At 68.5% G+C, this 25,451-nt stretch carries 24 protein-coding genes; 12 read left to right on the forward strand and 12 right to left on the reverse strand.

Going from position 1 to position 25,451, the window contains the following annotated elements:
* Positions 1-37: 37 nt before the first annotated feature.
* The 5 genes from ACFYRU_RS03345 (at position 38) to ACFYRU_RS03365 (ending at position 6,051) form a co-directional block, all read left to right on the forward strand.
* Positions 38-679, forward strand: a complete 642-nt coding sequence (locus ACFYRU_RS03345) for a TetR/AcrR family transcriptional regulator (RefSeq protein WP_387652483.1) — start codon at positions 38-40, stop codon at positions 677-679.
* 179 nt (positions 680-858) lie between these two features.
* Positions 859-2,037: a sensor histidine kinase gene (locus tag ACFYRU_RS03350; protein ID WP_387652485.1), complete on the forward strand. Its 1,179-nt coding sequence runs from the start codon at positions 859-861 to the stop codon at positions 2,035-2,037.
* Positions 2,038-2,706: a response regulator transcription factor gene (locus tag ACFYRU_RS03355; protein ID WP_387652486.1), complete on the forward strand. Its 669-nt coding sequence runs from the start codon at positions 2,038-2,040 to the stop codon at positions 2,704-2,706. It abuts the gene before it with no gap.
* Between the two features lie 98 nt (positions 2,707-2,804).
* A complete protein-coding gene (locus ACFYRU_RS03360; protein WP_387652488.1) occupies positions 2,805-3,584 on the forward strand; it encodes an ABC transporter ATP-binding protein in 780 nt (259 codons plus the stop codon).
* Position 3,585: 1 nt separating this feature from the next.
* On the forward strand, positions 3,586-6,051 hold the full coding sequence (locus ACFYRU_RS03365; RefSeq protein WP_387652489.1) for an ABC transporter permease: 2,466 nt from the start codon (positions 3,586-3,588) through the stop codon (positions 6,049-6,051).
* Between the two features lie 106 nt (positions 6,052-6,157).
* Here the strand turns inward: ACFYRU_RS03365 and ACFYRU_RS03370 are convergent, their stop codons facing one another.
* A complete protein-coding gene (locus ACFYRU_RS03370; protein WP_387652491.1) occupies positions 6,158-6,505 on the reverse strand; it encodes a VOC family protein in 348 nt (115 codons plus the stop codon).
* Positions 6,506-6,510: 5 nt separating this feature from the next.
* Positions 6,511-7,290, reverse strand: a complete 780-nt coding sequence (locus tag ACFYRU_RS03375; protein ID WP_387652492.1) for a methyltransferase domain-containing protein — start codon at positions 7,288-7,290, stop codon at positions 6,511-6,513.
* 95 nt (positions 7,291-7,385) lie between these two features.
* Between ACFYRU_RS03375 and ACFYRU_RS03380 the strand changes: the two genes are divergently transcribed.
* Positions 7,386-7,877 (forward strand): MarR family winged helix-turn-helix transcriptional regulator, encoded by a 492-nt coding sequence (locus ACFYRU_RS03380; RefSeq protein WP_387652494.1) that lies wholly within the window; start codon positions 7,386-7,388, stop codon positions 7,875-7,877.
* A gap of 324 nt (positions 7,878-8,201) precedes the next feature.
* On the opposite strand, the gene ACFYRU_RS03385 is transcribed toward ACFYRU_RS03380, so the two are convergent.
* Positions 8,202-10,028 (reverse strand): ABC-F family ATP-binding cassette domain-containing protein, encoded by a 1,827-nt coding sequence (locus ACFYRU_RS03385; RefSeq protein WP_387652495.1) that lies wholly within the window; start codon positions 10,026-10,028, stop codon positions 8,202-8,204.
* A 49-nt stretch (positions 10,029-10,077) separates the two neighbouring features.
* Here ACFYRU_RS03385 and ACFYRU_RS03390 point away from each other — a divergent pair, with 49 nt between their 5' ends.
* Positions 10,078-10,926 (forward strand): fructosamine kinase family protein, encoded by an 849-nt coding sequence (locus ACFYRU_RS03390; protein WP_387652497.1) that lies wholly within the window; start codon positions 10,078-10,080, stop codon positions 10,924-10,926.
* Here ACFYRU_RS03390 and ACFYRU_RS03395 read toward each other — a convergent pair.
* The 9 genes from ACFYRU_RS03395 to ACFYRU_RS03435 form a co-directional block, all read right to left on the reverse strand.
* The gene (locus ACFYRU_RS03395) at positions 10,910-12,784 is read right to left on the reverse strand and encodes a GTP-binding protein (protein WP_387652499.1); all 1,875 of its coding nucleotides are present in this window, start codon (positions 12,782-12,784) and stop codon (positions 10,910-10,912) included. The genes ACFYRU_RS03390 and ACFYRU_RS03395 overlap by 17 nt on opposite strands.
* A gap of 149 nt (positions 12,785-12,933) precedes the next feature.
* On the reverse strand, positions 12,934-13,866 hold the full coding sequence (locus ACFYRU_RS03400; protein WP_387652501.1) for a 4-(cytidine 5'-diphospho)-2-C-methyl-D-erythritol kinase: 933 nt from the start codon (positions 13,864-13,866) through the stop codon (positions 12,934-12,936).
* A 10-nt stretch (positions 13,867-13,876) separates the two neighbouring features.
* Complete coding sequence (rsmA, locus tag ACFYRU_RS03405) at positions 13,877-14,749, reverse strand: 16S rRNA (adenine(1518)-N(6)/adenine(1519)-N(6))-dimethyltransferase RsmA (RefSeq protein WP_387652503.1); 873 nt, start codon at positions 14,747-14,749, stop codon at positions 13,877-13,879.
* A gap of 53 nt (positions 14,750-14,802) precedes the next feature.
* Positions 14,803-15,927 (reverse strand): ubiquitin-like domain-containing protein, encoded by a 1,125-nt coding sequence (locus ACFYRU_RS03410; protein ID WP_387652505.1) that lies wholly within the window; start codon positions 15,925-15,927, stop codon positions 14,803-14,805.
* Between the two features lie 217 nt (positions 15,928-16,144).
* On the reverse strand, positions 16,145-16,759 hold the full coding sequence (locus ACFYRU_RS03415; RefSeq protein ID WP_387652506.1) for a nitroreductase family protein: 615 nt from the start codon (positions 16,757-16,759) through the stop codon (positions 16,145-16,147).
* Entirely contained in the window at positions 16,746-17,675 is a 930-nt protein-coding gene (locus tag ACFYRU_RS03420) for a hypothetical protein (RefSeq protein WP_387652508.1), read from the reverse strand. The genes ACFYRU_RS03415 and ACFYRU_RS03420 overlap by 14 nt, the downstream gene beginning before the upstream one ends.
* Before the next feature lie 27 nt (positions 17,676-17,702).
* Complete coding sequence (locus ACFYRU_RS03425; RefSeq protein ID WP_387652510.1) at positions 17,703-18,617, reverse strand: TatD family hydrolase; 915 nt, start codon at positions 18,615-18,617, stop codon at positions 17,703-17,705.
* 28 nt (positions 18,618-18,645) lie between these two features.
* Entirely contained in the window at positions 18,646-19,077 is a 432-nt protein-coding gene (locus ACFYRU_RS03430) for an SRPBCC domain-containing protein (protein ID WP_387652512.1), read from the reverse strand.
* A gap of 60 nt (positions 19,078-19,137) precedes the next feature.
* The gene (locus tag ACFYRU_RS03435) at positions 19,138-20,055 is read right to left on the reverse strand and encodes a helix-turn-helix domain-containing protein (protein ID WP_387652514.1); all 918 of its coding nucleotides are present in this window, start codon (positions 20,053-20,055) and stop codon (positions 19,138-19,140) included.
* Positions 20,056-20,130: 75 nt separating this feature from the next.
* Between ACFYRU_RS03435 and ACFYRU_RS03440 the strand changes: the two genes are divergently transcribed.
* From ACFYRU_RS03440 to ACFYRU_RS03460, 5 genes are read left to right on the forward strand one after another with little or no spacing between them, the layout of a single operon-like run.
* Complete coding sequence (locus ACFYRU_RS03440; protein WP_387652516.1) at positions 20,131-21,459, forward strand: glycoside hydrolase family 36 protein; 1,329 nt, start codon at positions 20,131-20,133, stop codon at positions 21,457-21,459.
* Positions 21,452-22,366, forward strand: coding sequence for a carbohydrate ABC transporter permease (locus ACFYRU_RS03445; protein WP_387652517.1), 915 nt, complete (start codon positions 21,452-21,454; stop codon positions 22,364-22,366). Before ACFYRU_RS03440 ends, ACFYRU_RS03445 begins: the two co-directional genes overlap by 8 nt.
* On the forward strand, positions 22,363-23,172 hold the full coding sequence (locus ACFYRU_RS03450; protein WP_387652519.1) for a carbohydrate ABC transporter permease: 810 nt from the start codon (positions 22,363-22,365) through the stop codon (positions 23,170-23,172). The genes ACFYRU_RS03445 and ACFYRU_RS03450 overlap by 4 nt, the downstream gene beginning before the upstream one ends.
* Before the next feature lie 14 nt (positions 23,173-23,186).
* Complete coding sequence (locus ACFYRU_RS03455; protein WP_387652521.1) at positions 23,187-24,458, forward strand: ABC transporter substrate-binding protein; 1,272 nt, start codon at positions 23,187-23,189, stop codon at positions 24,456-24,458.
* Entirely contained in the window at positions 24,455-25,366 is a 912-nt protein-coding gene (locus ACFYRU_RS03460) for a phytanoyl-CoA dioxygenase family protein (protein WP_387652523.1), read from the forward strand. Before ACFYRU_RS03455 ends, ACFYRU_RS03460 begins: the two co-directional genes overlap by 4 nt.
* Positions 25,367-25,451: the final 85 nt, after the last annotated feature.

Consider the following 25,451-nt stretch of genomic DNA (forward strand, 5'->3'; position numbering starts at 1 on the left):
CAGCCCGAGTACGGCATGATGCTGACGTGATCACGACGTGACGGAACCCAAACCGCGGCGGTCCGGCCGGATCCGGATGACCAGTGCCGAACGTCGCGAGCAACTCATCACGATCGCCCGCGGCCTGTTCGCGCAGAAGGGCTACGAGGGCACCTCGGTGGAGGAGATCGCGGCCCGGGCCGAGGTCTCCAAGCCGGTCGTGTACGAACACTTCGGCGGCAAGGAAGGCCTGTACGCCGTTGTCGTCGACCGCGAGGTCCGCGCGTTGCTCGACGGTGTCACGCAGTCGCTGACGGCCGGCCGCGCGCACGAACTGGTCGAGCAGGCGGCGCTCGCGCTGCTCGACTACATCGAGAACAACTCCGACGGTTTCCGGATCCTGGTCCGGGACTCGCCGGTCGGGTCGTCGACGGGTTCGTTCATCTCGATCCTGAGCGACGTCGCGACCCGGGTCGAGCACATCCTGGCCGAGGAGTTCAAGCGCCGCGGCCTGGACCCGAAGAACGCGCCGATGTATGCGCAGATGCTGGTCGGGATGGTCGCGCTGACCGGCCAGTGGTGGCTGGACGCCCGCAAACCGAAGAAGCAGGATGTCGCCGCCCACCTGGTCAACCTGGCCTGGAACGGCCTCTCCGGCCTCGAGGCCAAGCCGATCCTCTCGACCCGGCCGCACAAGTAGCCGTACCGAAGAACGGGTAGTGGTCCGAGGTTCGGGCCGGCGCTGAGCCTGCGGCATCCGTGAGCGGCGGCGATGATGACGACCACTACCCGTCCGTCGGTACGCCAGCCTCCGGTCGTACACGACGTTCAGCCCGTGGAATGACCCCCGCGCGGGCGCCGACCCGTACGCTGGCGGGCATGACGGGGATGTTGACCGCGCGGCCGCTGCCTGCCCGGAGCAAGGCGTTCGACCTGCTGCTGGCCGGCGGTCTTTGTATGGTGTTCGGGTTCCTGTCGCTGGCCCAGGCGCATTTCGGCGGCCTGCTCGCGTTCGGGATGCTGGCCCCGCTGATCTGGCGCCGGACCCACCCCGAACTGGTCTTCTTCGCGGTCTGCGCGGTCGCCACGCTGCAGTGGCTGGTCGGCGTCCAGTTGCAGCCGGGCAACGTCGGCCTGCTCGTCGCCCTGTACGCGATCACCGTGTACGGCGACGTACGCCTGAGCCGGATCGCCCTCGGTATCGGCGGCCTCGGCGTCCTGATGGCGGTGTCGCGCTACTGGGCCAACTCGGACTGGAAGCAGCAGGTCACGATGATGGGCGGGCTGGCCGCGCTCGTCTTCGGGGTCTGGGCGTTCGGCGAGCGCCGCCGCACCAGAGGCCTGTACGTCGATCAGCTCGAGGAGCGGGCCGCCCAGCTCGAACGGGACCGCGACCGCGAGGCGAAGCTCGCGGTCAGCAACGAACGGACCCGGATCGCGCGCGAGATCCACGACGTGGTCGCGCACGGACTGTCGATCATGATCGTCCAGGCCGACGGCGGGCTGTACGCCGCGGACCAGTCCCCCGAGGCCGCGAAGAAGGCGCTGGCGACGATCGGCGACACCGGCCGCGCGAGCCTGACCGAGATGCGCAAGATGCTCGGCCTGCTCAAACAGGACGAGCAGTCGGACCTCGGCCCGCACCAGCCACGCCCACAGCCCGGCGTCTCCAGTCTCCCGGAGCTGATCGAGAACGTCCGCGAGGCGGGCCTCGCCGTCGAGTACACGGTGACCGGCCGGCCCCGCGAGTTGCCCGCGCTGCTCGGGCTCACGGCGTACCGGATCGTCCAGGAGGGACTGACCAACACGCTGAAACACGCCGGGCCGGGAGCGCGTACCTCCGTCACGCTGGACTTCGGGCGCGAGATGCTGACCGTGGTGGTCACCGACGACGGCCGCGGGGCCGGGGTCGCGCCGAGTACGGATCCCGGGCACGGTCTGGTCGGGATGCGGCAGCGCGTCTCGGTCTCGGGCGGTACGGTGAGCGCCGGACCGAAGGCCGGCGGCGGTTACGAGGTGGTCGCCAGGCTGCCGTACAACCTGCCAACCGGAGGGTAAGTGACAGACGACGTCATCCGCGTCTTTCTTGTCGACGACCAGGAGCTCGTGCGCGCGGGGTTCACGATGCTGGTGGACTCGCAGGCCGACATGCGGGTGGTCGGGCAGGCAGGTGACGGCGGCGAGGCGGTCGAGAAGATCCAGGTGACCGCGTGCGACGTGGTCCTGATGGACGTCCGGATGCCGCGCCTGGACGGGGTCGAGGCGACCCGGCTGCTGAACTCGTTGCCCGAAGCACCGAAAGTCATCGTGCTGACCACGTTCGACCTGGACGAGTACGCGTTCGCCGCGATCAAGGCCGGCGCCGCGGGCTTCCTGCTCAAGAACACCCCGCCGGCGGACCTGCTGAACGCGATCCGCCAGGTGTACTCCGGCGACGCCGTCGTCTCCCCCAGTACGACGAAACGCCTGCTCGAGCACTTCGCCGGGGCGCTCCCCGACGCGGCCACCGAGCGTCCGGACCTCAAAGACCTCACGGCCCGCGAACGTGAGGTGCTGATCGAGGTCGCCCGCGGGCTGTCGAACACCGAGATCGCCAAGCTCTTCACGTTGTCCGAGGCAACGGTCAAGACGCACATCGGCCGGATCCTGGCCAAGACCGGGCTCCGCGACCGGGTCGCCCTGGTCGTCCTGGGGTACGAGACCGGCCTGGTGAAACCGCAGAAGTAATACCCAGGTCGTACCCGGAGTCCAGTCTGCAGTCCGACGAGATCCGCGCTGCCGATCACTAACTTCTTCAGCAACGTTCAGTTGAGCTGAGGAGTGACATGAGTTTGCAGACCGGGCAGCCGGAGGTCGGGCGGTTGCGGCAGGACGGGGAGCCGCGGACCGCGATCCGGGCCCACGAGCTGCGCAAGGTGTACGGGCAGGGCGACACCGCGGTCGCGGCGCTGGACGGCGTCGGGGTGGACTTCGGCGTCGGCCGGTTCACCGCGATCATGGGCCCGTCCGGATCCGGCAAGTCGACGTTGATGCACTGCCTGGCCGGCCTGGACACGCCGACCAGCGGCCAGGTACTGCTCGGCGAGACCGAGCTGACCCAGCTCGCGGACGCGGAGCTGACGAAGATCCGGCGGGACCGGATCGGGTTCGTGTTCCAGTCGTTCAACCTGCTGCCGATGCTGACCGCGAAGGACAACATCCTGCTGCCGCTGGAGCTCGGCAACCGCAAGCCCGACCAGCAGTGGCTGGACACGCTGATCGACGTACTCGGTCTGCGGGACCGGCTCACCCACCGGCCCTCCGAGCTGTCCGGTGGCCAGCAGCAGCGGGTCGCGGTGGCCCGGGCGCTGGTCGGCCGGCCCGAGGTCGTGTTCGCCGACGAGCCGACCGGCAACCTGGACTCCCGGTCCGGGGCCGAGGTGCTCGGGTTCCTGCGCCGTTCGGTCCGCGAGTTCGGCCAGACCGTGGTGATGGTGACCCACGACCCGCTGGCCGCGTCGTACGCCGACCGGGTCGTGATGCTGGCCGACGGCAAACTGGCCGGCGAACTGCAGCAGCCCACCCCGGAGAGCGTCCTGGACGCGCTGCGGCAGCTGGGAGCCTGACGTGCGACGTTCACTCCTCTCCTCGCTGCGCGCCCACCTGGGCCGCCTGGTCGCCGCGTGCCTGGCGATCGTCCTCGGGGTCGGGTTCGGCTCGCTCGCGATGATCGTGCACTCGTCGGCGTCGCACGGCATCGACGAGACGATCGGCGCCCAGTACAAGGGCATCGACACGGTCGTCTACCCGCAGAGCGCGTCGATCTCCCCGGCCGACATCGCCGCGGTGCGACGGCTCCCGCAGGCGTCGTCGGTGGTGACGCTGAGCACCGCGTACATGGACGTCGCGTTCCCCGACCTGGTCCGCCCGGTCGGGACCCAGATCGACGCGCTCTACGACACCAGCGTGATCGCCGGTCCGAGCACGTCGTCCGGCCAGTTGCCGACCGCAACGAACGAGATCGCGCTGCCGTCCCGGCTGGCCGCCAAGCACAAGGTCGGGATCGGTGACCAACTCCGGATCAGCTCGTACGACGGCAAGTCCTGGACGCTGAAGGTCGTTGGCCTGGTCAACGACACGAACTCGGTCGGCCCGGCGTCCGCGGTCGCCACCGCGGCCGCGGTGAAGGTCTTCGCGCCGGAAACGTTCGTCCGCGCGATCGGTGTCGCGGCCAAGTCCGGCGTGTCACAGACGCAGCTCGCCGACGCCGCCCGCGGCGTGATCTCCGACGGCCTGCAGGTGTACACCGGCCAGGAGTTCGTCCAGCACGAGGTGGAGAACTTCACCCACGGCATCGACGTACTGGGCGGCGTGTTCGGGATGTTCGCACTGATCGCGCTGTTCGTCGCCTGCCTGGTGATCGGCAACACGTTCACGATCGTGATCGCGCAGCGGACCCGCGAGATGGCGCTGCTGCGCTGTGTCGGCGCGTCCCGGCGGCAGGTGTTCACGTCGGTCCTCGCGGAGGCCAGTGTGGTGGGGGTGGCCGCGTCCGCGATCGGTGTCGTCTTCGGCGTCGCGCTGTCGGCGCTGGCGCTGACGTTGTCCCGCGAGTTCGACTGGGGCATCCCGCGCGTACCGCTGCACCTCGACGTGGCGTCGGTGTTCGTACCGCTGCTGCTCGGCACGGTCGCCACGCTGATCGCGGCCGTCGTACCGGCGCGGCGCGCGACGAAGGTGGCGCCGCTGGCCGCTCTTCGTCCGGAGGCTGCTCCGGCCGCTGCGTCCAGGGCCGGCGTACTTCGGCTGCTCGCCGGCTTCCTGCTCCTCGCGGGTGGCGGCGTACTGCTCGTGGCCGGCGCCGCGATGCACCAGGTGATCATCGGTGCGGCCGGCGGCGGGATCTCGTTCCTCGGCATCCTCGCGGTCGGCTCGCTGCTGGTACCGGCACTGATCCGTCTGATCGGCACCCTTCCGGCCCGCGGTGGCGGCGTACCGGCGCGGATCGCGTTGGCGAACGCCGTACGGAACCCGAAGCGGACCGCGGCGACGACGTCGGCGCTGCTCATCGGCGTCACGCTGATCAGCCTCACCTGCGTCGGGATCGCCTCGGTGCAGAAGACGTTCGACGTGACGATGAGCCAGCAGTACCCGGTGGACCTCGTGGTGACGGCCTACAGCGAGAAGATGCCGGCCGGCGCCGAGCAGCAACTCCGCGAGATCAAGGGCATCACCCAGGTGGTCCCGGTCAGCAGGGTGAACGTGAAGGCCGGCGGCCAGGAGATGCCGGCCACCGGGATCGACGAGGCCAAGGCCGGTTCGGTGATCCACAACCCGAGCCTTGCCGGGGAGCTCAAGCCGGGCACGGCGCTCGTCGACTACCGCACCATGGAGGCGCTGAAGCTCACCGAGGGGTCGCAGTTGACGCTGACGTCCGGGCAGCACAAGGTCAGCCTCACGGCCCGGATGTCGGTCGGGCACTTCGACCCGATCACGATCACGTCGGCCGATCTGGCGAAGCTGGCGCCGAACGCGGCGACCACCGGGTACTGGCTGGCATCGGACCCGAAGGCGAACGGCCCGGATGTGATCGATGCCGTCCAGCAGTCGATCCCGACCGTGAAGGACCTCGGCGTCGAAGGCGGTCTGGCCGAGCGGTCGACGTACACGAAGATCTTCGACGTACTGCTGGTCGTCGGGATCGGACTGCTCGGGGTCTCGGTACTGATCGCGCTGGTCGGCGTCGGCAACACGCTCAGCCTGTCGGTGCTGGAGCGGACCCGGGAGAACGCGCTGCTCCGGGCGATGGGGCTCTCCCGGCGTCAGCTCCGCCGGATGCTCGCGGTCGAATCGTTGCTGATGGCACTGGTCGCGGCCGGGCTCGGGATCGTCCTCGGGCTGGTCTACGGCTGGACCGGTACGAGCGCGCTGATGGGCGGTCAGACGGTCACCGGCGGCGTCGAGTACGCCGTACCCGGGACGCTGCTGGTCGCGATCGCTGCCATCGCCGCGGTTGCCGGTCTGCTCGCCTCGGTACTGCCAGCGCGACGCGCCGCAAAGGTCGCTCCGGCGGGAGCCCTGGCGACCGAGTAGGCCGGTTCCGAACGACAGGAGGTGTCCACCTCCCGGCCTTCTGCGAAGGCTCACGTGAGGCGTATGTCCTTCGCCCGGAGGCGGACACCTCCTGTCGTTAGGTCCCTCAGACGATCTCCACCCGATTCCCGTGTCCGTCGGCGGTGTGAAACCGCCGGCGGCCGGGAATCGTCTCGTTGTCCCACTGGACCGGATAGCCGAGGTCGGCAAGCCGCGCCGCCAACGCATCCAGATCGTCCACGGCCAGCGCCGGATGCGCCTTCTTCGCCGGCGTGAAGTTCTTCTCCACGCCGACGTGGATCTCCGCGGCATCGGCCTTGAACCAGCACCCGCCGCGTGCCTTCAGCAGCTCCGGCTTCTCCACCTCGACCATCCCGAGCGCATCCCGGTAGAACGCCCGCGCCACGTCCTCCCCACCTGGCGGACAAGACACCTGCACATGATCAAGTCGCACGACCTTCACCCCTCCTTGTGAGCAACAGCGAAGATCCGGCGGAAAGGCAGCAACGTCCCGTACGACTTCTGCGGATACGCGTCCGCCAGCCGAGCGCCGTACTCCGCCTCGAACGCAGGCCGTACGTCGTCCGGCAGCGACTGGAGCACTGGCCGCGCCCCAGTCCCCTTCACCCATTCGAGTACGGCGTTGTCACCGGGCAGCACGTGGACGTACGTGGTCTCCCAGGCATCCACCACGCACCCCAAGGCGCTGAGCACGTCGACGTACTCGGCCGGCCCAGGTACGTCGGGACGCAGCGACGCGTCCTTCGCGTACTCGGCGTACGGCGGCGTCCCGGCCAGCTCGCGCAGGATCGCGTGCGACGGGGCGTTCCCGTTACCCGGGATCTGGATCGCCAGCCACCCGCCCGGCCGCAGCGCCCGGACGAACCCTGGCAGCAGGTCGAGCTGCTCCGGCACCCACTGCAGCGTCGCGTTCGTGACGATCACGTCGAGGTCGGCGCCGGACCACTCGCGGACGTCACCGAGCTCGAAGCTCAGGTGGTCGTCGGCGTACTGCGCGGCCGCGTCGAGCATCTGCGGCGAGCTGTCGATCCCGCGGATGGTCGCCTCCGGCCAGACGTCCCGCAGCGTCGCGGTCAACGCGCCCGGACCGCAGCCGAGGTCCACGACGGACCGTACGTCGGTCGCCCGGACCCGCTCGACCAGGTCCCGGAACGGCCGCGCCCGCTCGTCGGCGTACGTGCCGTACTGCTCCGGACTCCACACCGGTGACCTGCGCATGCTGCACCCTCCGACCGAATTTATCTTGATGTCGAGATACACTGAACCCGCAACTTGTCTTGATGTCAAGAGTCTTGATCGGTACGCTCGGAGCCATGGAGGACGAGGTCGATCGGCTGATCGAGGCCTGGCGGCGGGAACGCCCCGACCTCGACGTGGCGCCGATGGCGGTGCTGTCCCGGGTCAGCCGGCTGGCCCGGCACCTGGACCGCGCCCGCAGCCAGGCCTTCGACGCACACGAACTGGAGTCCTGGGAGTTCGACGTTCTCGCCGCCCTCCGCCGGGCCGGTACGCCGTACCAGTTGTCGCCGGGGAAATTGCTCAAGGAAACCCTGGTCACGTCCGGCACGATGACGAACCGGGTCGACCGGCTGACCGCCCGCGGACTGGTCGAACGACTCCCCGATCCGAACGACCGCCGCGGCGTGCTCGTGCAGCTGACCCCGGCCGGCCGGGACAAGGTCGACGCCGCGATGGCCGGCCTGCTCGCCCACGAACGCACGCTGCTCGGCGGTCTGAGCGACCGCGACCAGCAGCAGATCGCCCGGGCGCTGCGCGAACTGGTCCATCCGTTCGAAAATCATTGAGGCCAACAAAGCCGGCGGTAATTGCACAGGAATTATCCGAAAAGACGAAGCGTCACTTGCCCCCTGTTTCGATCGTTGCTAGTTGCAACAAGATCGAGAGGCTGCTGTAGCCGACACAACTCACACTCCGCACTATGGTCGTCACAATCAGTAGCCAACCGATTTTCGGCGGCAAGAGGTGGTCCGCCGAAAGATGGCCGCGCGGTGTCCGGGGCTCGGGGCCCGAACAACGCCGGCCGGCACGGGGCCCGCTCACCCAGCAGCTCGGCGCCCCTCCGAATCACAGGGGATCGGAGGGTGCGCCGCGCGCTTTCCCTTGCAGCGCTACTGTTCCGCGCGTTCGGCGGCCTCGAACCAGGCGGTTTCCAGCTCGCCGCGCTCGTCCGCGAGCTTGCGCAGTTCGGTGTCCAGCTCGGCCAGCCGGCCGTAGTCGCTGGCGCTCGCGGCCAGCTGGTCGTGCAGCTTGGCCTCGGTCTCGGTGAGCTTGGCGAGCTGCCGTTCGATCCGGTTCAGCTCCTTCTTCGCCGCCCGGGCCGCTGCGGCGTCAGCCGTCGGACGCTCAACCACCTGGGTATCAATGCCGGTTCCCGACAAATCCGTGGACAGTTCCGCCGCCGGTGTCAATGCATTGGACGCGGTCCGCCGGGGAATTCCGGCGTCGAGTTCCTCGAGATACTGATCGACGCCGCGCGGCAGGTGCCGGACCCGGCCGTCGCCCATGATCGCGTAAACCATGTCGCTGACCCGCTCCAGGAAGTACCGGTCGTGGGTGACCGTGACCACCACGCCCGGCCAGCTGTCGAGGAAGTCCTCCAGCACGGTCAGCGTCTCGACGTCCAGGTCGTTGGTCGGCTCGTCCAGGATCAGTACGTTCGGCTCGTCGAGCAGGATCCGCAGCAACTGCAGGCGGCGCCGCTCGCCACCGGACAGGTCCGAGATCCGCGTGGTCAGCTTGTCCCCGGTGAACCCGAACCGCTCCAGCAGTTGCGACGACGTCAACTCGCCACCCTTGCCGGCCAGGGCTGCCGTACGGCGGATCGCGGTGATGTGGTCGAGGACCGTGACCGAGTCGTCGATCTCCTCGAGGTTCTGCGACAGGTTGGCGATCCGGACCGTCTTGCCCTGCTTGACCAGGCCCTTGTCCGGCGGGAGCTGCCCGGTGAGGACCTTGAGGAAGGTGGTCTTGCCGGCGCCGTTCGGGCCGAGCAGCCCGATCCGGTCCGCCGGGCCGAGCCGGAACGTGACGTGGTCGAGCATCAACCGGTCGCCGTAGCTGAAGCTGACGTCCTCGGCGTCGAACACGTCCTTGCCGAGCCGCGAGGTCGCCAGCTGGGACAGCGCGAGCTTGTCGCGCGGCGGCGGCTCGTTCTCGATCAGGGCGTTCGCGGCGTCGATCCGGAACTTGGGCTTGCTGGTCCGCGCGGGCGCGCCGCGGCGCAGCCAGGCCAGCTCCTTGCGCAGCAGGTTCTGCCGCTTCTCCTCGCTGACCTGGGCCGTCCGGGACCGCTCGGCCTTGGCGAGGACGTACGCCGCGTAGCCCCCGTCGTACGACGTGACGCGGCCGCCCTGAACCTCCCAGGTGTTCGTGCAGACCGCATCCAGGAACCAGCGGTCGTGGGTGACGACGACGAGCGCGCCGGCCCGGTCGACCACGTGCTCGGCGAGCCAGCTGACCGCTTCGATGTCCAGGTGGTTCGTGGGTTCGTCGAGGACCAGCAGATCGACCTCGGTGAGCAGCAGCCGCGCCAGCGACGCACGCCGGCGCTCACCACCGCTCAGGCTGCCGACGAGCGCCTGGTGGTCGACCTCACCGAGCAAGTGCTCCATCACCGAGCGTGCCCGTGGATCGGCCGCCCAGGTGTAGGTCTCGACGTCGCCGAGGACCGCGTGCACCACGGTCTGCTCCGGGTCGAGGTCGTCGCTCTGCCCGAGGTACCCGAGCCGCAGCTCGCGGTTGTGGGTGATCCGTCCGTTGTCGGGCTGTTCGCGCCGCGCGAGGACCTGCAGGAGCGTCGACTTGCCGTCGCCGTTGCGCCCGACCACGCCGATCCGCTCACCACGGCCTACGCCGAGACTGACCGAGTCGAGCAGTGTGCGGGTCCCGAAGCCCTTCGAAACAGCTTCCAGATTGACCAAGTTAGCTACCGCCATAACGCGCCCAAGAGTAGCCGACGCCGGCCCGCATGCCAGGATCGTCCGAGTGCTGACTTCTGCCTGGCTCGAGGGACTGTCCTTGGGCGACCCGATCTCCGCCGAACCGCTCGAAGGCGGGTACGCGAGCAAGACCTTCCGCGTCCGGACCACGCGGGGCCGCTCGGTGGTCGTGAAGACCCAGGAGGACGTACCGGCGGACCTCTACGCGTTGGAGGCCGACGGCCTGGACGCATTGCGCGCACCGGGCGGGTTCGCCGTACCGTCAGTCCTCCAGGTGACGCCGACGTTCATCGTGCTGACCGATCTCGGTACGGCGGAACCTTCGCCGACGTACTGGCAGGACGCGGGCCGGGCGCTGGCGTTGCAGCACCGGCAGACCGCGGACAGGTTCGGGTACCACCGGGACAACTACCTCGGCGTACTGCCGCAGCGGAACCCGTGGTCCACGGACGGGCACGCGTTCTTCGCCGAGCACCGGCTGCTGCGCTACCTCGAGGAGCCGAACTGCCACAACCAACTCCCGTTCGACGTCCGCCGCCGCCTGGAACGAGTCGCCAACCGGCTCGGGGAGTTGATCCCGCCGCAGCCGCCGTCGCTGCTGCACGGCGACCTGTGGCACGGCAACCTGCTGCCGTCACCCAGCGGCGGGCCGGCCATGATCGACCCGGCGGTCTACTACGGCTGGCCGGAGGCGGACCTGGCCACGCTCCTGATCTACGGCCACCTGTCCGAAAGCCTCTTCACCGCGTACGAGGAGATCCACCCGCTGACACCGGGCTGGCGCGACCGCCTCCCGCTGCTGCACCTGCGCGAACTCCTCTGCATCACCGCCCACACCCCGGACGTCCCCGACACCGTCAGCGAGATCTCCACCATTCTCAAAGACTTTGATTGAGGTGCAGGACGTACTGCTTCTCGTTGAGCGGGTTGCCGTCGGTTCTCGTCCGGATCGGCGGCGCGGCGGGGACCGGCTGGTAGCTGTCGAAGCTGGTCGCGAGGAGTGCTTCGCCGCGGCCGAGGTGCGGTAACTGTGCCTCGAACGCGTGCGTGGTCGCGGCCGGGATCGTGCCCTCCAGGTGGCTCGGCAGCACCTGCGTGACGACGCCGCGGTGTTCGGCGACGTGCGCCATCATCCGCGCGACGGTGTCCGGCGGGACGTCCAGCTCGAAGTGGTTCAACGGCTCGAGCACCGTCGTACCGGCCTCCGCGATCGCCTGCATCAGGATCAGCGGGACCAGGCGGCGGAAGTCGGCCGCGACCGTCACCGGGCTGAAGTACGCGGTGTGGGTCAGGTCGATCCGGATGTCCGGGATCTCCCAGCCGTACAGGCCCTGGTGCAAGGTCTGCCGGACCGTCTCCTCGATCGCGGTGTGGAACGCCCGCGGCAGCGCACCGAGTTCGACCTCCAGGTTGTACTCGATGCCCTCGGCAACCGGTGCGACGCGGAAGCCGACGCCGGCCGCCCACGGACCCGCGGTGATCTCGCGGATCGCTGAGCCGGTGCCGTTGAGCCGTTCGACGTGGATCGGGGTCGTCTCGCTGAACGTCACGTCGAGGCCGTACTCGGACTCCAGCAGCGAGGCGATCACTTCCTTCTGCACCTCGCCGTACAGGCTGACCGTGATTTCGTCAGCCTTCTGCACCCGGATCAGCGGGTCCTGTTCGGCGAGCTGCGTCAGCGCCTGGAACAGGCGGACCCGGTCGCGGGCGCTCACCACCGTCTCCAGCGTCGGCGGCGCGAACAGCCTTTGCGCGTACGGCGTACGTACGCCGAGCTGATCGCCGATCCGGATGCTCTTCAGGCCCCGCAGTGCGACGATCTGCCCCGCCTCGACGCGGTCGACCGGCGTGCGGGCGCCGTCGGCGTACAGCTCGATGCCGCTCGGGCGGCCCTGGTACTCCGGGCCGTCGACCGGATGGACGGCAACCGGTGTGCGTGCCGTGAGGGTGCCGGAGACGATCCGCGCGGACGCGAGCTTCTGCCCGGCGGCGACACGTTCGACCTTGAAGACGCGGGCGTTCAGGTCGCCGGCCGGCGAACCGGTGGCGCGCGGCAACCAGGTACGGATGCCGTCGATCAGCTCGTCGATGCCGACACCGGTCATCGCGGATCCGAAGTACACCGGGTGCGCTTCGGCCCGCGCGACCTGGTTCCGCAACTCGACGGCCTGGTCCACGGGGCCTTGCAGATAACGTTCCAGGAAGTCGTCGTTGCGCTCGGCAAGCAATTCGCCGAGCTCCTGGCGGTGCAGGCCGAGCAGCTCGACCGCGGCGGCTCGGGTACCCAGCTCCGTGACCGTTTCCATCGGTACGGCGGCCGGCGTCAGCAGCCGCCGGATGTCGGCGAGCAGGTCGTCGTAGCGCGCGCCGACCCGGTCGACCTTGTTCACGAACAGCAGCGTCGGGATCCGCAGCCGGTCCAGCGTACGCATCAGCAGCCGGGTCTGCGGCTGGACGCCCTCGACCGCGGAGATCACCAGTACGGCGCCGTCCAGCACCGACAACGCCCGCTCCACCTCGGCGATGAAGTCCGAGTGCCCCGGCGTGTCGATCAGGTTCACCGGCAGGTCACCGAGCCGGAACGCCACCACCGCGGAGCGGATCGTGATCCCGCGCCGGCGCTCCAGGTCCATCGAGTCGGTGCGGGTGTCCCCGTCGTCGACCCGGCCGACCCGGTCGACGACCCCGGCGGCGAACAGCAGCCGCTCGGTCAGGCTGGTCTTACCGGCGTCGACATGCGCAACAATGCCCATCGTCAGAGATTTCAAGAGTCCTCGCGAACGCGTCGAAACGATCAGTACCGATGCGGTAGATCGATCCGCGGCGCATCCCGGTCTCCTGTCAGTCGATGAGAACTTGCTCGGACGGTAACACCACCCGAGCCCGGCGACGAGCGATTTTCCTAGCGGCTGACGATGGCCGGGAGGATTCTGGCGCCGGGGACGGGGCCTTCGGCTTGGCGGACCATCCGGCAGAGGCCGGATTCGGCGAGGTCGACGGCCAGGTCGACGGCGTTGCGGCTGTCGGCGGCGAGGAACAGGCAGGTGGGGCCGGAGCCGGAGATCTGGGCGGCCAGGGCGCCGTGGTCCAGACCGAACTGGAGGGTCTCGCCGAGCTCCGGGCGAAGCGCCAGCGCGGCCGCCTGCAGGTCGTTGCTGAGGGCAACCGCGAGCGCACTCGGGCTGCCGGACAGCAGCGCGGACATCAGCTCCGGGCGGACGTGCGGCGGCTCGACCCGGCGGAGCGGGCGCATCCGGTCCAGCTGGCCGTACACCTCCGGCGTGGACAGCCCGCCGTCGGCGATCGCGAACACCCAGTGGAACGTCCCGCGGGACATCACCTCGGTGACCTGCTCGCCGCGGCCCTGACCGAGCGCGGTGTGCCCGACCAGGCAGAACGGTACGTCGCTGCCGAGCTCGGCCGCGTGGTGCTGCAGCTCGGTCTGGGTCAGCTGCAGGCCCCACAGCCGGTTGCACGCCACCAGCGTCGCGGCAGCGTCGGTCGACCCGCCGGCCATTCCACCGGCGACCGGGATCGTCTTGCGGATCGTCAGGTCGACGCCCTCGTCCACGTCGTACTCGGCCTGCAGCAGCTGCGCCGCCCGGACCGCGAGGTTCGTCTCGTCGGTCGGTACGTCGTCCGCGAAGTCGCCGGAGATCTCCACCGAGACCTCGCCGTCGTCGTCGCGCAGTACGGCGGTCACATCGTCGTACAGCGCAACGGCCTGGTACACCGTGGCGAGCGGGTGGAACCCGTCCGGGCGCGGCGGACCGACCGACAGACCGAGATTGATCTTGGCCGGCGCCCGCACCGTGACCTCAGCAGAAGGTGGCACGCGTGACAGGCTAGTGCCTTGCACCGGCCAGTGCGGCGAACTCTCTGATGCCGAGCATCTCGCCGCGCAGCTGCGGGTCGATCCCGGTGCTCGCGAAGATCTCGTCCAGGCGGTCGCGGTCCGGCATCCAGCGGGCCAGGGCGGAGCGGACCGTCTTGCGGCGCTGCGAGAACGCGGCCTCGATCACGGCGAACGTCTCCTCCCGGGTCGCCGCGGTCACCGGCGGGTCGCGGCGTTCGAACGCGACCAGCCCGGAGTCCACATTCGGGGCCGGCCAGAACACGTTCCGCCCGATCGGCCCGGCCCGGCGTACGTCGGCGTACCAGGCGGCCTTCGCGGACGGTACGCCGTACGTCCGGGAGCCGGGCGGCGCCGCCAGCCGGTCCGCGACCTCGGCCTGCACCATCACCAGCCCGTGCCGCAGGGAGTCCGACACCTCGAGCAGATGCAGCAGCACCGGTACGGCGACGTTGTACGGCAGGTTCGCGACGCAGGCGGTCGGCGTACCGATCTGCTCCGGCCCGACGTCCATCGCGTCCGCCTCGACCACGGTCAGGTCAGCCGCCTGTTGCGGCGCGTACGTCGCGACCGTCGACGGGAGCGCCTGCGCGAGCAGCGGGTCGATCTCGACCGCGGTCACCGGGTGCCCGTCGGCGAGCAACGCCAGCGTCAGCGAACCGAGGCCCGGGCCGATCTCCAGCACGTGCTCACCCGCACTGAGGCCGGCGGCGCGGACGATCCGGCGGACCGTGTTCGGGTCGATGACGAAGTTCTGGCCGCGCTGCTTGGTCGGGCGGACCCCGAGGGCGGCGGCCAGCGAACGCACATCAGCCGGACCGAGAAGTCTCGGTCCGGCTGATGTGGATGAATCAGACGAGCTCACGCCGCCAGTGTGTCAGTATCAACGCGAGCCCCGCCCCACCGCCCCAGTCAGGCTCAAGCCTTCTTGCCGCACACCGGCCAGGCGCCGTAGCCACCGCGGTCGGCCTTGACCTTCTCCGCGATCGCGATCTGCTGCGCCTTGGACGCACCGTTGGCGTTGTTGGCGTACGCCGTGCCGCCGTAGGCCGCCCAGGTGCCGTGGTCGAACTGCAGACCGCCGTAGTACCCGTTGCCGGTGTTCGCGGCCCAGTTGCCGCCGGACTCACACGCGGCGATCCGGTCCCAGGCGCCGCTGCCACCGCTCGGCGTCGGGGTGTCGGTCGTCGAGGTGGTCGTCTCGGTCGGCTTCGGCTTCGTACCGACCAGAACCTTCTCGTCGACCGCCTGAGTGACGACCTTCGACGCGACCACCTTCGTGGTCGACAGCTTGCCGTCCAGGTAGGTGTACAGGTACGTGACGGTCTTCGAACCGTCGGTGCCCTTGGCCGTGGTCTTGGTGGTGCCCACGAGCAGCGTCGCCGAGTCGGTCTTGTCGGTGCCGTGCGCGACGGCCTCCGTCTTGGTCACGGTCTTCTGCAGGACCTGGACGAAACCGATCTTGTTCACGCCCAGCTTCAGCGGAGTCGCCGCGGCCGGGGTGATCCGGTCGTCGGCGTCCCAGGCGATCTTCGCCTGCGTCAGGGCCTGCCCGACGGTGCTCGCCAGCGACTTGATCGTCACGATCTTGCCGAGGTGCACGATCTGCACGGTCTTCGGCGTGGTGACGGTCAGCTCCAGCCCCTGGCGGCCGAGCGGCGCGCTCCGGCTGGTGGACAGCTGGGCCCCGTCGTACCGCAGGCCGAGGTCGGCGAGCGCCTCGTTCACGCTGTCGGCCGTGGTCCAGTACGCCTTCTTGGTGCCGTCGGCGTTCACGGTCAGCTGGCGACCGTACTGCACCGCGATCTCCTGACCGTCCTGCAGCTTCGAGTTCAGCGACGGCGCGACGTTGTCGTGATCACCGACCTGAACTTTCTCGGCCTTCAGGGCGTCTGCCACGGTGGTGCCGAAGGTGTGCACCTTCCGCACCTGGCCGTCGACGGAGATGCTCACGGTCTTGCTCTTCGAGGCATAGGCCACGGAGCCACCCGCGACGGCTAACGCAGCCGTCGCACCGACGGCCACGATGATGGACTTACGCACTAACGCTCCCAGGTAGGGCTACCCGGGCACGGGGTGGGACAGCACAGGCACCGGCCGCCGCCGCTGGGCTGGCTGCCCAGACTTGGTGACCCCGCCGAGGGGTTGTGCTCGTCCGGGAACTTCCCCGATCCCGGCCAACATCACGGGACCATAACGAAGAAGTAGCGGAAGTGCCAATCCCCTGTTCGGCGAGTCGCAAAAAGGTGTAACGGCGGGTTTACGCGGTGTGACGGTCCCAGTGGCCCCGATGGACCACTTCGGCGGTCGTCCGGCGGCCCCTTTTCAGTGACGGCGACCGCTTGTCCGGGGCCCGGTATCCGACCGACAGCACCCCGACCAGATCGAACCCCTCCGGCACCCCGAACTCCTTCAGCAGCCGGCCCACTTTGTCCGCGGGAGGCCCGAAAAAGCAGGCTCCTAGGCCTTCGTCGACCACGGTCTGCAGCATCAGCAGCACGGCCATCCCGGTGTCGACGTACCAGTACGGCGCCGTCCAGCGACCCTCGTCCCGATCGGTCCAGCCCTTGTCCGGTTCGGTGTACCGATCGAGGTACGCGTCCTTGTCCGCGAACGCCAGGATCAGCAGCGGCGCGCGGCGCAACCCTGTGATCCATTCAACATACTTCTCGTCCGGATTCTCGGCCGAGATCTGCCAGTACCGCTCCCGGTCGTCCCCCTCCAGGGTCAGGAACGCCCATCCCTGGCTGAACCCGCCCGACGGCGCCCGGAGACCGTTCTCCAGGATCCGCTCCCGGATCTCGTCCGGTACGGCGCGGTCCGGGTCGTAGTTCCGTACCATCCGGCGCCGGCGTACGACGTCACTGAACTCCATGCGCACTGTCTACCAGGCGCGCCAGCAGGTAGGCCTCGGTCCCGGCAAGCCCCACCGAGCAGAACACCACGGTCTTGTTCGTTGGCCGTTCGTCCAGGACCTCGCCCAGGCCGACCAGCCGCTCGTGCTGCGGGGTCCCGGCCAGGACGTACGGCGGGTCGTACGCGTACGTCTGCGCCGGCGAATCCGTCACCGCCAGATCCGCCCGATCGATCAACTCCGGCCCGAACTCGGCTCGCCCCACCTGCTTCGGCCCCAACGTCGTCACAAACGCCCCGTCGGCAATCCACTCCGGCTCGATCACCGGGGTTGCGCTGTTCGTGGCGAGCACAACAATCCCAGCCCCTTCAACGGCCTCGCGGGCTGAACCAACTGCTTCTATGGGCAGTCCTAGGTCCTCGGAAACCCTTCTGACAAAGGACATCCGCCGCTCAACGTCCCGACTGAACACCTTCACGCTGCTCAGCTGCCGTACCGCACCGATAGCCCACAACTGACTGAACGCTTGCGTCCCAGCACCCACCAACCCCAGGGTGCTCGCGTGTGGATCCGCCAGCGCATCAACCGCCACCGCCCCGATAGCCCCCACCCGCCGCGGACCCAGTTCGTTGCCCACGGCAATGCCCTTCACCACACCCGAGTGCCAGTCCTGGACCACGACCACCTGTTCCCCAGGGTCCGTCGGGAAGCTGTCGTACGACCGATACCCGTACCACTCCCCCTCCAACGCCCCCGTCGTAAAAACCAACCGCCCACCCCCAAGCTCAGTAGAAACCCGAGCCGGCGTCCGAAGCCGCCCCTCCCAACTCGCCCGTACGGCCTCCCGCATCCACCCCACCGCCACCTCCGCCCGCAACCGCGCCCGGACATCAACATCCGTAAGCACCACAACCACGCTCCACCCGCCTCCTGGCATCGTGCCGACCAGCCGCGCAACCCTCGCCTACCAGGCTCCTCCGAAGGCGTGGTTGGCGTTGTTGTTGAGGGCTTCGCAGAGTTCGGGGACGGAGATGTTGAGGACGTCGGCCATTTTGCGGACCGTGTGGGGGATCAGGTACGAGGCGTTCGGTTTGCCGCGGTAGGGGGACGGGGTGAGGTATGGGGCGTCTGTTTCGACCAGGATGCGGTCGAGGGGGGTGGTGGCCAGTGCGTCCCGTAGGGACTGGGCGTTCTTGAACGTGACGACGCCGGCGAAGCTCAGGAAAGCTCCGCGGTTCACGCATTCGCGGGCGAACTCGGTGTCGCCGGAGAAGCAGTGCATGACGAGCCGATCCGGTACGCCCTCGCGGTCGAGGATCCGCAGTACGTCCTCGTGCGCGTCCCGGTCGTGGATCATCAGCGTCTTGTCGAGGCGCTTCGCCAACTCGATGTGCGCCGCGAACGACTCGTGCTGCGCGGCCTGCCCGTCGGCACCCGTACGGAAGTAGTCGAGACCGGTCTCGCCGATCACGCGGACCTTGTCGCTGCTCGACGCCAGCCGTTCGATCTCGGCCAGCGCGCTGTCCAGCTCACCGGCGGCCTTCAGCTTCGGCGCCTCGTTCGGATGCAGGGCGACGCCGGCGATCACGTTCCGGTACCGCGCAGCGGCCTCGACGGCCCACTCGGCACCGGGCAGATCACACCCGACCTGCACGATCCGGGTCACACCTACCGAAGCGGCCAGCTTGATCGCCTCGGCCGGGCTCAGCCAGACCCCGTCCTCCCCGTCCGCGATGTCCAGATGGCAATGCGCATCCACCACACTCATCGGCAACGGATCCGGCACAGCCGGCCGGCTCCGGTCCCGGGACCGCCCGTCCTCCCCCACCGCCGCCCGCTCCCGAGTCGGCCGCCCCACCTCGACACCTTCAACACCCATAAGTGCCAGGTTACTTAGTCACCGCCACCTAGTTCTCACCACTGGTGGTCTCGGCGGCTTCCTTTACCTTCGTGACGAGGGTTTGCCACATGGTTTGGGAGTGCTTGGCCTCGTCTTCGTTGGCGTTGTTGTCCTGCTCGAGTTTCAGGTGGGTGTTGCCGGTCAAGGTGTAGGTGAGGGTGTGGTAGTTCTCCGGTACGTCGGGTTGGCCGGTGAGCGGGCTGAAATGCGTCATGCGCAACAGGTGGCCCGGTTCGATCGCGAGGATCTCGCCCTTGTCCTGGTACTGCTTCCCCTCCCACTCGCCACTCCAGGTGATCGGACTCCCCACCTGCCAGTCCGTTTCCACCTCAGCCCCGAACCACAACTCCTTCAGCCGGTCCGGGCTGGTCAGAACGTCCCACACCTGCGCGGCCGACGCGTCGATATCAACCTCGGCCACCGCCACAAACCCAGTCATGTGAACTCCTCTCTCCCCCGACCGTACGATTCCCATCCCCCATGCGCTTGTACAAAAGCGTCAATACAGCTCCAGTTCCGGGGATCGGGCTCTTTGGCGGTGGGTGGTGGGAGGGATGCCGTAGCGGCGGGTGAACTGGCGGGTCAGGTAGTGGGGAGAGTCGAAGCCGACCGCGGCAGCTATCTGGGTAACGGTCATGTCGGTGGCGCCGAGGAGTTCGGCGGCGCGTTGGAGGCGTAGGGCGAGTACGACGTTCATGACCGAGTCGCCGACCTGCTCCTTGAAGAGGTGGGCGAGGCGGGAGACCGAGACCTGCGCCAGCCCGGCGAGCGACGTCAGCGTGTGCGGGCGCGCCGGGTCGGCGGTGATTGCTTCCAGGACGAGGTGGACCCGCGCGTCCAGGTGCTGGGTATCGCGGCGCAGGCTGGCGACAGCTGTGAGGAGCACTTCCTCGATCCCGTTCATGGTGAGCTCGGTCGCGACGCTCCGATCAAGCAGGTTCAACGAGGTGTCCCCGGTCGGCGACAGGCCGGCACGCTGTGCGTCGCGGTGCAGGCGGTCGAACGCGGACACCACCCGGTCGGTCTCCGACGAGCGGTTCAGTCGTACGTACGACAACCCGGGCATTGCCTGCGGCAACGACAGCCACGAGTGCCACTCGCGCCGCGGCTGGAAGTGCGCCCACCACGACTCCCAGTACGTGCCCACCGTTCCGTAGTCGTGCGGCGTCCCCGGGCTGACGAGTACGACGTCGCCGTGCCGCAGCATCAGCTTGTTCTCACCGAGCAGGTACCGCCCTGTCCCGGACGCGGTGTACAGCAGGTACCAGCTGCCGACTCCGTCGGGCCGTACGACGCGGTAGTCGCCACCGCTGTGGAAGTGCCCGGTCACGAGTTTGCTCGCCGGCGGGATCTCGCTGTACAGCTCGATCAGCACCTGGGTAGCAAGATCGTGCTCGAAGTCAGCAGGCTCCGTCATGGTGGATCCCCTCGTAGGCGCCTCAAGATTAGCGGCACCACAGCAAGATCCTGCACCCGAGGGAATCGAGGATCCGTGCCTTTCCACCCCGTCGCCGAGCTCGGTCACGACGCGAACACCCTGGTGTTCGAGCACGGCTGGCAGTCCTGGAGCCCGAGCGGCTGGTACCGGCTCGACGCGCCGCCGCCACGACCGACAGCGCCCAACCATCACGTGATGGCGTACCGCCCAGGCGTCGATGCGGCCGGCTCTGGCGGCCGGTTCCAGGGCGAGGGCCTGCTCGCCGTCGCCAACGGCAGCGAGGTCGTCGTGGTGGCAGCGCTCACCCCGGACGCGATCCCGTCGATCCGGGCCGAGGTGTACGGCGACAGGCTCGTGATCAGCGCCGACGGCGAGGTCGAGGTGAAGACCACCTCGCAGACCAACCCGAACCAGGCGCTCGCAGACTGGGCCGACAGGTTCGGCGCGGGTGCACCGCCGGTCCGGGTGTTCGGTCCGTCGTGGTGCAGCTGGTACGCGTACTGGGGGAAGGTCACCGAGCGGGACGTGTTGAACGAGGTCCGGAGGTTCGACCAGCACGACCTGAGCGTCGACCTAGTACTGCTTGATGAGGGGTATCAGTGCGCGATAGGTGACTGGCTGACGCCGCGGGACGGATTCGGGTCGACCGTCACGCTGGCCGCCGACATCCGTTCCAGCGGGCGGCGCGCCGGGATCTGGGTGGCGCCGTTCCTGGTCGCGACCGGCAGCGAGACCGCCCGCAGGCACCCGGACTGGCTGGTCCCGGGAATCAGCGCCGGGACGAACTGGGGCGAGGAGCAACTGGTCCTCGACGTCACCCGTCCCGCCGCCGCACGGCACCTCAGCGACGTCTTCACCGAGCTGTGCCGCCAGGGCTACGACCACTTCAAGCTCGATTTCGTGTACGCCGGCGCGATCGACGGGCCGCGGTACGAACAGCTCGACGGCATCGCGGCGTACCGGCACGGCCTGCGTCTGCTCCGCGAAGCGGTCGGCCCGAACCGGATCCTGCACGGTTGCGGCGCCCCGATCCTGCCGAGCCTCGGCGTGGTGGACTGCATGCGCATCTCCCCCGACACCGATCCGTTGGTCGAACCACCGTCCGGCGACATCAGCCAACCGGGTCAGCACGGCGCCCGGTCGACGTCGGTCGCGCGCGAGTTCCTGCACGGCCGGTGGTGGGCGAACGACTCCGACTGCCTGATCGTCCGCCCCGACGTCCAGGAACGCGAGCGCTGGGCGCAGCACATCGAGCAGGGCCCGGGGCTGCGGATGTCCAGCGACCCGATCGCCGCCCTCGACCGCTGGGGCCTCGACCGTACGCGCGAACTGCTGGTCCCGAGTTCACCGCGCCCGCATCCCCTCAAGGATCCCGATGCTTAGGCCCGCACCCCGCGCTGTACGCCGTCACCGAAGAGGCCGGGAGACGGCAGCCGCGTACGCACTCCTCGCCCCGAGCCTGGTGGGCGTCCTCGGCTTCCTGCTCGCGCCGGTTCTGATCGTCCTCGGGCTCAGCCTGTTCGACTGGAAGTTGCTCTCGACCCCTGAATTCATTGGACTCGCCAACTACCGGAAGTTGTTCGCCGACTCCGGCGTCTGGCACTCGCTGCTGGTCACGCTGTACTACGTCCTGATCTGCGTGCCCGGTACGACGATCCTCTCGCTGCTGCTCGCCCTGCTGGTGGATCGCAAGCTCCGCGGGATGAAGTACTTCCGTGCTCTGCTCGTGATCCCGTGGATGGCGACGCCGGTCGCACTCGGTCTCGTCTGGAGCTGGATCTTCGACCCGGGTCGCGGCGCGCTGAACCAGTTCCTCGGCCTGTTCGGGATCCACGGCCCGGCCTGGTTGTCGTCGCCGGTGCTGGCGATGCCGAGCGTCGCGGCGGTCCACATCTGGCAGTTCGCCGGGTACAACATGCTGTTCTTCCTCGCCGGTCTGCAGAACATCCCGCGATCGTTGCGCGAGGCATCTTCCCTCGACGGCGCCGGACCGGTCGCGCACTTCTTCACGATCACCCTCCCGCTGCTGCGGCCGACGATGCTGTTCGTACTGATCACCAACGTGATCGGGTCGTTCCAGGCCTTCGACACGATCTTCGTGATGACCGAAGGCGGCCCCGGCGACAGTACCGAGGTGACGACGTACCTGATCTACGACGAGGCGTTCAAGAAGTTCGACTTCGGTTACGCGTCGACGATCTCCGTCCTGCTGTTCGCGGTCGTGCTGATCGCGACGATCTCCCAGTTCGTGTACTTCGAACGCCGTACCACCTACGAGGTGACCGGATGAAACTGCGCATCTTCGTGTACGCCGTCCTGGTAGCCGGCTGCCTGCTCGCGATCTTCCCGTACTTGCTGACCGTGTTGACCGCGTTCAAGGGTCCCGGGCAACTGTCCGAGACGATGCCGTGGGAGCCGGGGCTGCCACCGAGTACGGCGGCGTTCCACCGGCTGTTCGCGTCCGGGTTCGGCGGTTACCTGGTCAACACCGCGCTCGTCACGGCCGGGATCACCCTCGGTCAGGTGGTGTTCGCGATCCTCGCGGCGTACGCCTTCGCCCGGCTCTCGTTCCCGGGGCGGGACGCGTTGTTCTGGGTGTATTTGTCGACACTGATGGTGCCGCCGGTGGTCACGATGATCCCGCTGTATCTGATGATGCAGAAGCTCGGCCTGGTCGACACGTGGGCCGGGTTGATGCTGCCGACGATGCTCGGTACGCCGTACGCGATCTTCCTGCTCCGCCAGTTCTTCCGCGGCATTCCCGCGGACCTCGAGGACGCGGCCCGGATCGACGGCGCCGGGCGGGTCCGGACGCTGGTGTCGATCGTGCTGCCGTTGTCGAAACCGATCCTGGTCACCGTCACCACGCTCGCCATGGTGGCGAACTGGAACAGCTTCCTCTGGCCGCTGATCATCACCAGCAGCGAGAACAAGCGACTGCTCTCGGTCGGGATCGCCTTGTTCAAGGGGGAGATCGGCGTCGACTACAACGCCGTGATGGCCGGCAGCCTGATCGCGCTGGCGCCGCTGCTGGTCCTGTTCGTCGTCTTCCAGCGCTTCATCGTCCGCTCGGTCGCCGTTACCGGGCTCAAGTAGTACGGAGGTCTGTGATGTCGCTGTCCAGGAGGACTTTTCTGATCGGCGCCGGCAGTGTGCTCGCGCTGGCCGGCTGCGGCTCGTCCGACAACAAGGCGAGCAGCGGTGGCAAGGTCGAACTGGTGTACCGGCTCTGGGACGAGCAGCAGGAGGTCGGGTACAAGACCGTCTTCGCGGAGTTCACCAAGGAGAACCCGGACATCACGGTCCGGATGGAGGTGCTGCCCTGGGACCAGTATTGGACCAAGCTCACCACCGAACTCGCGAGCGGCAAGGCGCCCGACGTGTTCTGGCTGACCGTCGACTACTTCCCGGACTTCGCGAGCAAGGGCGTACTCGCGCCGCTCGACGACCTGATCTCGAAGGCCGGTCTGAAGCTCGACTCGTACCACCCGAACGTCGTGCAGTCGTACAGGTTCGAGGACAAGCAACTGGGGATGCCGAAGGACCTGGGCATCGTCGGACTGCTCTACAACAAGACGCTGGTCGAGAAGGCCGGCATCACAATGCCTGCCGAGATGACCTGGGCGCCGGACGGGTCCGGCAGCTTCCTCGAGATCGCGCGCAAGCTGACGGTCGGCGACAAGCAGTGGGGGTTCTGCTCCTGGAACCACAGCCAGACGCAGTGGCTGAACTGGATCGCGTCGAACGGCGGCCACGCGATGGACAAGCCGTACGGGATGTTCGACTTCGCCGGTACGCAGTCCGTCGAGGGACTGCAGTTCGCGCGGGACCTGGTGTTCAAGTGGAAGGTGTCGCCGGACGGCACCCGGACCAACCCGCCGACCGGGCAGGCGACCGAGATGTTCTACCGCGGCGAGGTCGCGATGTTCCCGGCGAACAACGCGCTGCTGCCGTTCGCGCTGCCCGAGGTGAAGTTCCCGATCGGCGTCACGTCGATGCCGGCCGGACCGGCCGGGCGGACCGTGGTGATCAACGGCCTGGCCGAGACGATGTTCGCGAAGACCAAGCACCCCGACGAGGCCGGCAAGCTGGTCGCGTTCCTCGGCTCGGAGAAGGCGCAGCGCCTGATGGGCGACGCGGGGTACGTCATCCCGGCGCTGAACGACGCCGGCGCCGGGTACCAGGCGTTCTGGAAGAAGAAGAACATCGACGTCCAGCCGTTCATCGACTCGGCCGCCGGCAGCACCGTCAACCTCCCGATCGCCGAAGGCTGGACCGCCAAGTCCCCCGAGATCGACAAGACCGTCAACGACCTCTACCTGAACAAGGTCCCGGTGACCGACATCGCGAAGTCGATGGACAAGATTGGCAATGACAAGTGAAAGAACTTACTGATTCGTACGACGACGTGCAGGACATCGGTGTGCTGCGGGAGCGGTTGGCGAAGGATGGCTACCTGTTCTTCAGGGGGTTGTTGCCTACCGATGTGGTGGAGGACGTGCACGAGCAGCTTGCGCGGATTCTGTACGACAGTGACTGGTTGGCGCGGGACGCTGATCCGCGGGAGCTGATGGCGTCGGGGCGGGCTGTGGAGGAAGGGTCGGCGGGGTTCTTCGGGGCCTATACGGCGATTCAGAGCACCGAGGCGTTTCACCGGCTCGCGGTGCGGCCCGAGCTGCTGACGCTTGCCGGGCGGTTGCTCGGGGAGGAGGCGTTCGCGCATCCGGCGCACATCTGCCGGATCGCGCCGCCGTCGCCCGGGGCGCATCCGACGCCGATCCACCAGGACTACCGATTCATCCAGGGGTGCGTGGACACGCTGACGACCTGGCTGCCGTTGAGTGCGGCGCCGCCCGAGATCGGCGGGTTGCGGGTGTACGCCGGGTCGCCGCGGCTCGGCGTACTCCCGGTGAAGGCGTCCGACGGACCCGGGATGATGCGCGCCGAAGCCGACGAGAACCACCCGGAGTGGCGGACCACCTCGTACCGGCCAGGCGACGTATTGCTCTTCGGCAGCCTCACTGTCCACGGCGCAATGCCGAACCGCACGAACCGGCTGAGGCTGTCGGCCGACTTCCGCTACCAGGCCCGTACGGCCCCCATGGCCCGCGACCTCCTTGGCACCGGCAAGCCGCACTACCACCCGGACGTCCCAGACTTCCCCACCCTCACCCGCGGCTGGACCTCGACAACCTGCGTCGAGATCCCCGCCGGCGTGAACTTCGTAGACCGCTGGGACCCCCGCGTAGACGACGTACCAACCCCGCCGTCCCGGTTCACGTACGCCTGAGGGCCGGACCAGCAGCACTCACCATCGCCCCGCGGTCAAGCGTGACCACCACACAGAGGCCTCCGCAGCGCGGCTTGGTGAGTGC

It is taken from the genome of Kribbella sp. NPDC004536 (genome assembly GCF_042873835.1).
Taxonomy (GTDB): Bacteria; Actinomycetota; Actinomycetes; order Propionibacteriales; family Kribbellaceae; genus Kribbella.

What these genes read in the sequence shown, in the direction of transcription:
- ACFYRU_RS03430 (WP_387652512.1), bottom strand. Translation starts at nt 19,077, where the DNA reads ATGACTGGGTTTGTGGCGGTGGCCGAGGTTGATATCGACGCGTCGGCC.
- ACFYRU_RS03360 (WP_387652488.1), top strand. Translation starts at nt 2,805, where the DNA reads ATGAGTTTGCAGACCGGGCAGCCGGAGGTCGGGCGGTTGCGGCAGGAC.
- ACFYRU_RS03395 (WP_387652499.1), bottom strand. Translation starts at nt 12,784, where the DNA reads ATGGGCATTGTTGCGCATGTCGACGCCGGTAAGACCAGCCTGACCGAG.
- ACFYRU_RS03415 (WP_387652506.1), bottom strand. Translation starts at nt 16,759, where the DNA reads ATGGAGTTCAGTGACGTCGTACGCCGGCGCCGGATGGTACGGAACTAC.
- ACFYRU_RS03425 (WP_387652510.1), bottom strand. Translation starts at nt 18,617, where the DNA reads ATGGGTGTTGAAGGTGTCGAGGTGGGGCGGCCGACTCGGGAGCGGGCG.
- ACFYRU_RS03445 (WP_387652517.1), top strand. Translation starts at nt 21,452, where the DNA reads ATGCTTAGGCCCGCACCCCGCGCTGTACGCCGTCACCGAAGAGGCCGG.
- ACFYRU_RS03380 (WP_387652494.1), top strand. Translation starts at nt 7,386, where the DNA reads ATGGAGGACGAGGTCGATCGGCTGATCGAGGCCTGGCGGCGGGAACGC.
- ACFYRU_RS03385 (WP_387652495.1), bottom strand. Translation starts at nt 10,028, where the DNA reads ATGGCGGTAGCTAACTTGGTCAATCTGGAAGCTGTTTCGAAGGGCTTC.
- ACFYRU_RS03350 (WP_387652485.1), top strand. Translation starts at nt 859, where the DNA reads ATGACGGGGATGTTGACCGCGCGGCCGCTGCCTGCCCGGAGCAAGGCG.
- ACFYRU_RS03435 (WP_387652514.1), bottom strand. Translation starts at nt 20,055, where the DNA reads ATGACGGAGCCTGCTGACTTCGAGCACGATCTTGCTACCCAGGTGCTG.
- ACFYRU_RS03455 (WP_387652521.1), top strand. Translation starts at nt 23,187, where the DNA reads ATGTCGCTGTCCAGGAGGACTTTTCTGATCGGCGCCGGCAGTGTGCTC.
- ACFYRU_RS03450 (WP_387652519.1), top strand. Translation starts at nt 22,363, where the DNA reads ATGAAACTGCGCATCTTCGTGTACGCCGTCCTGGTAGCCGGCTGCCTG.
- ACFYRU_RS03375 (WP_387652492.1), bottom strand. Translation starts at nt 7,290, where the DNA reads ATGCGCAGGTCACCGGTGTGGAGTCCGGAGCAGTACGGCACGTACGCC.
- ACFYRU_RS03420 (WP_387652508.1), bottom strand. Translation starts at nt 17,675, where the DNA reads ATGCCAGGAGGCGGGTGGAGCGTGGTTGTGGTGCTTACGGATGTTGAT.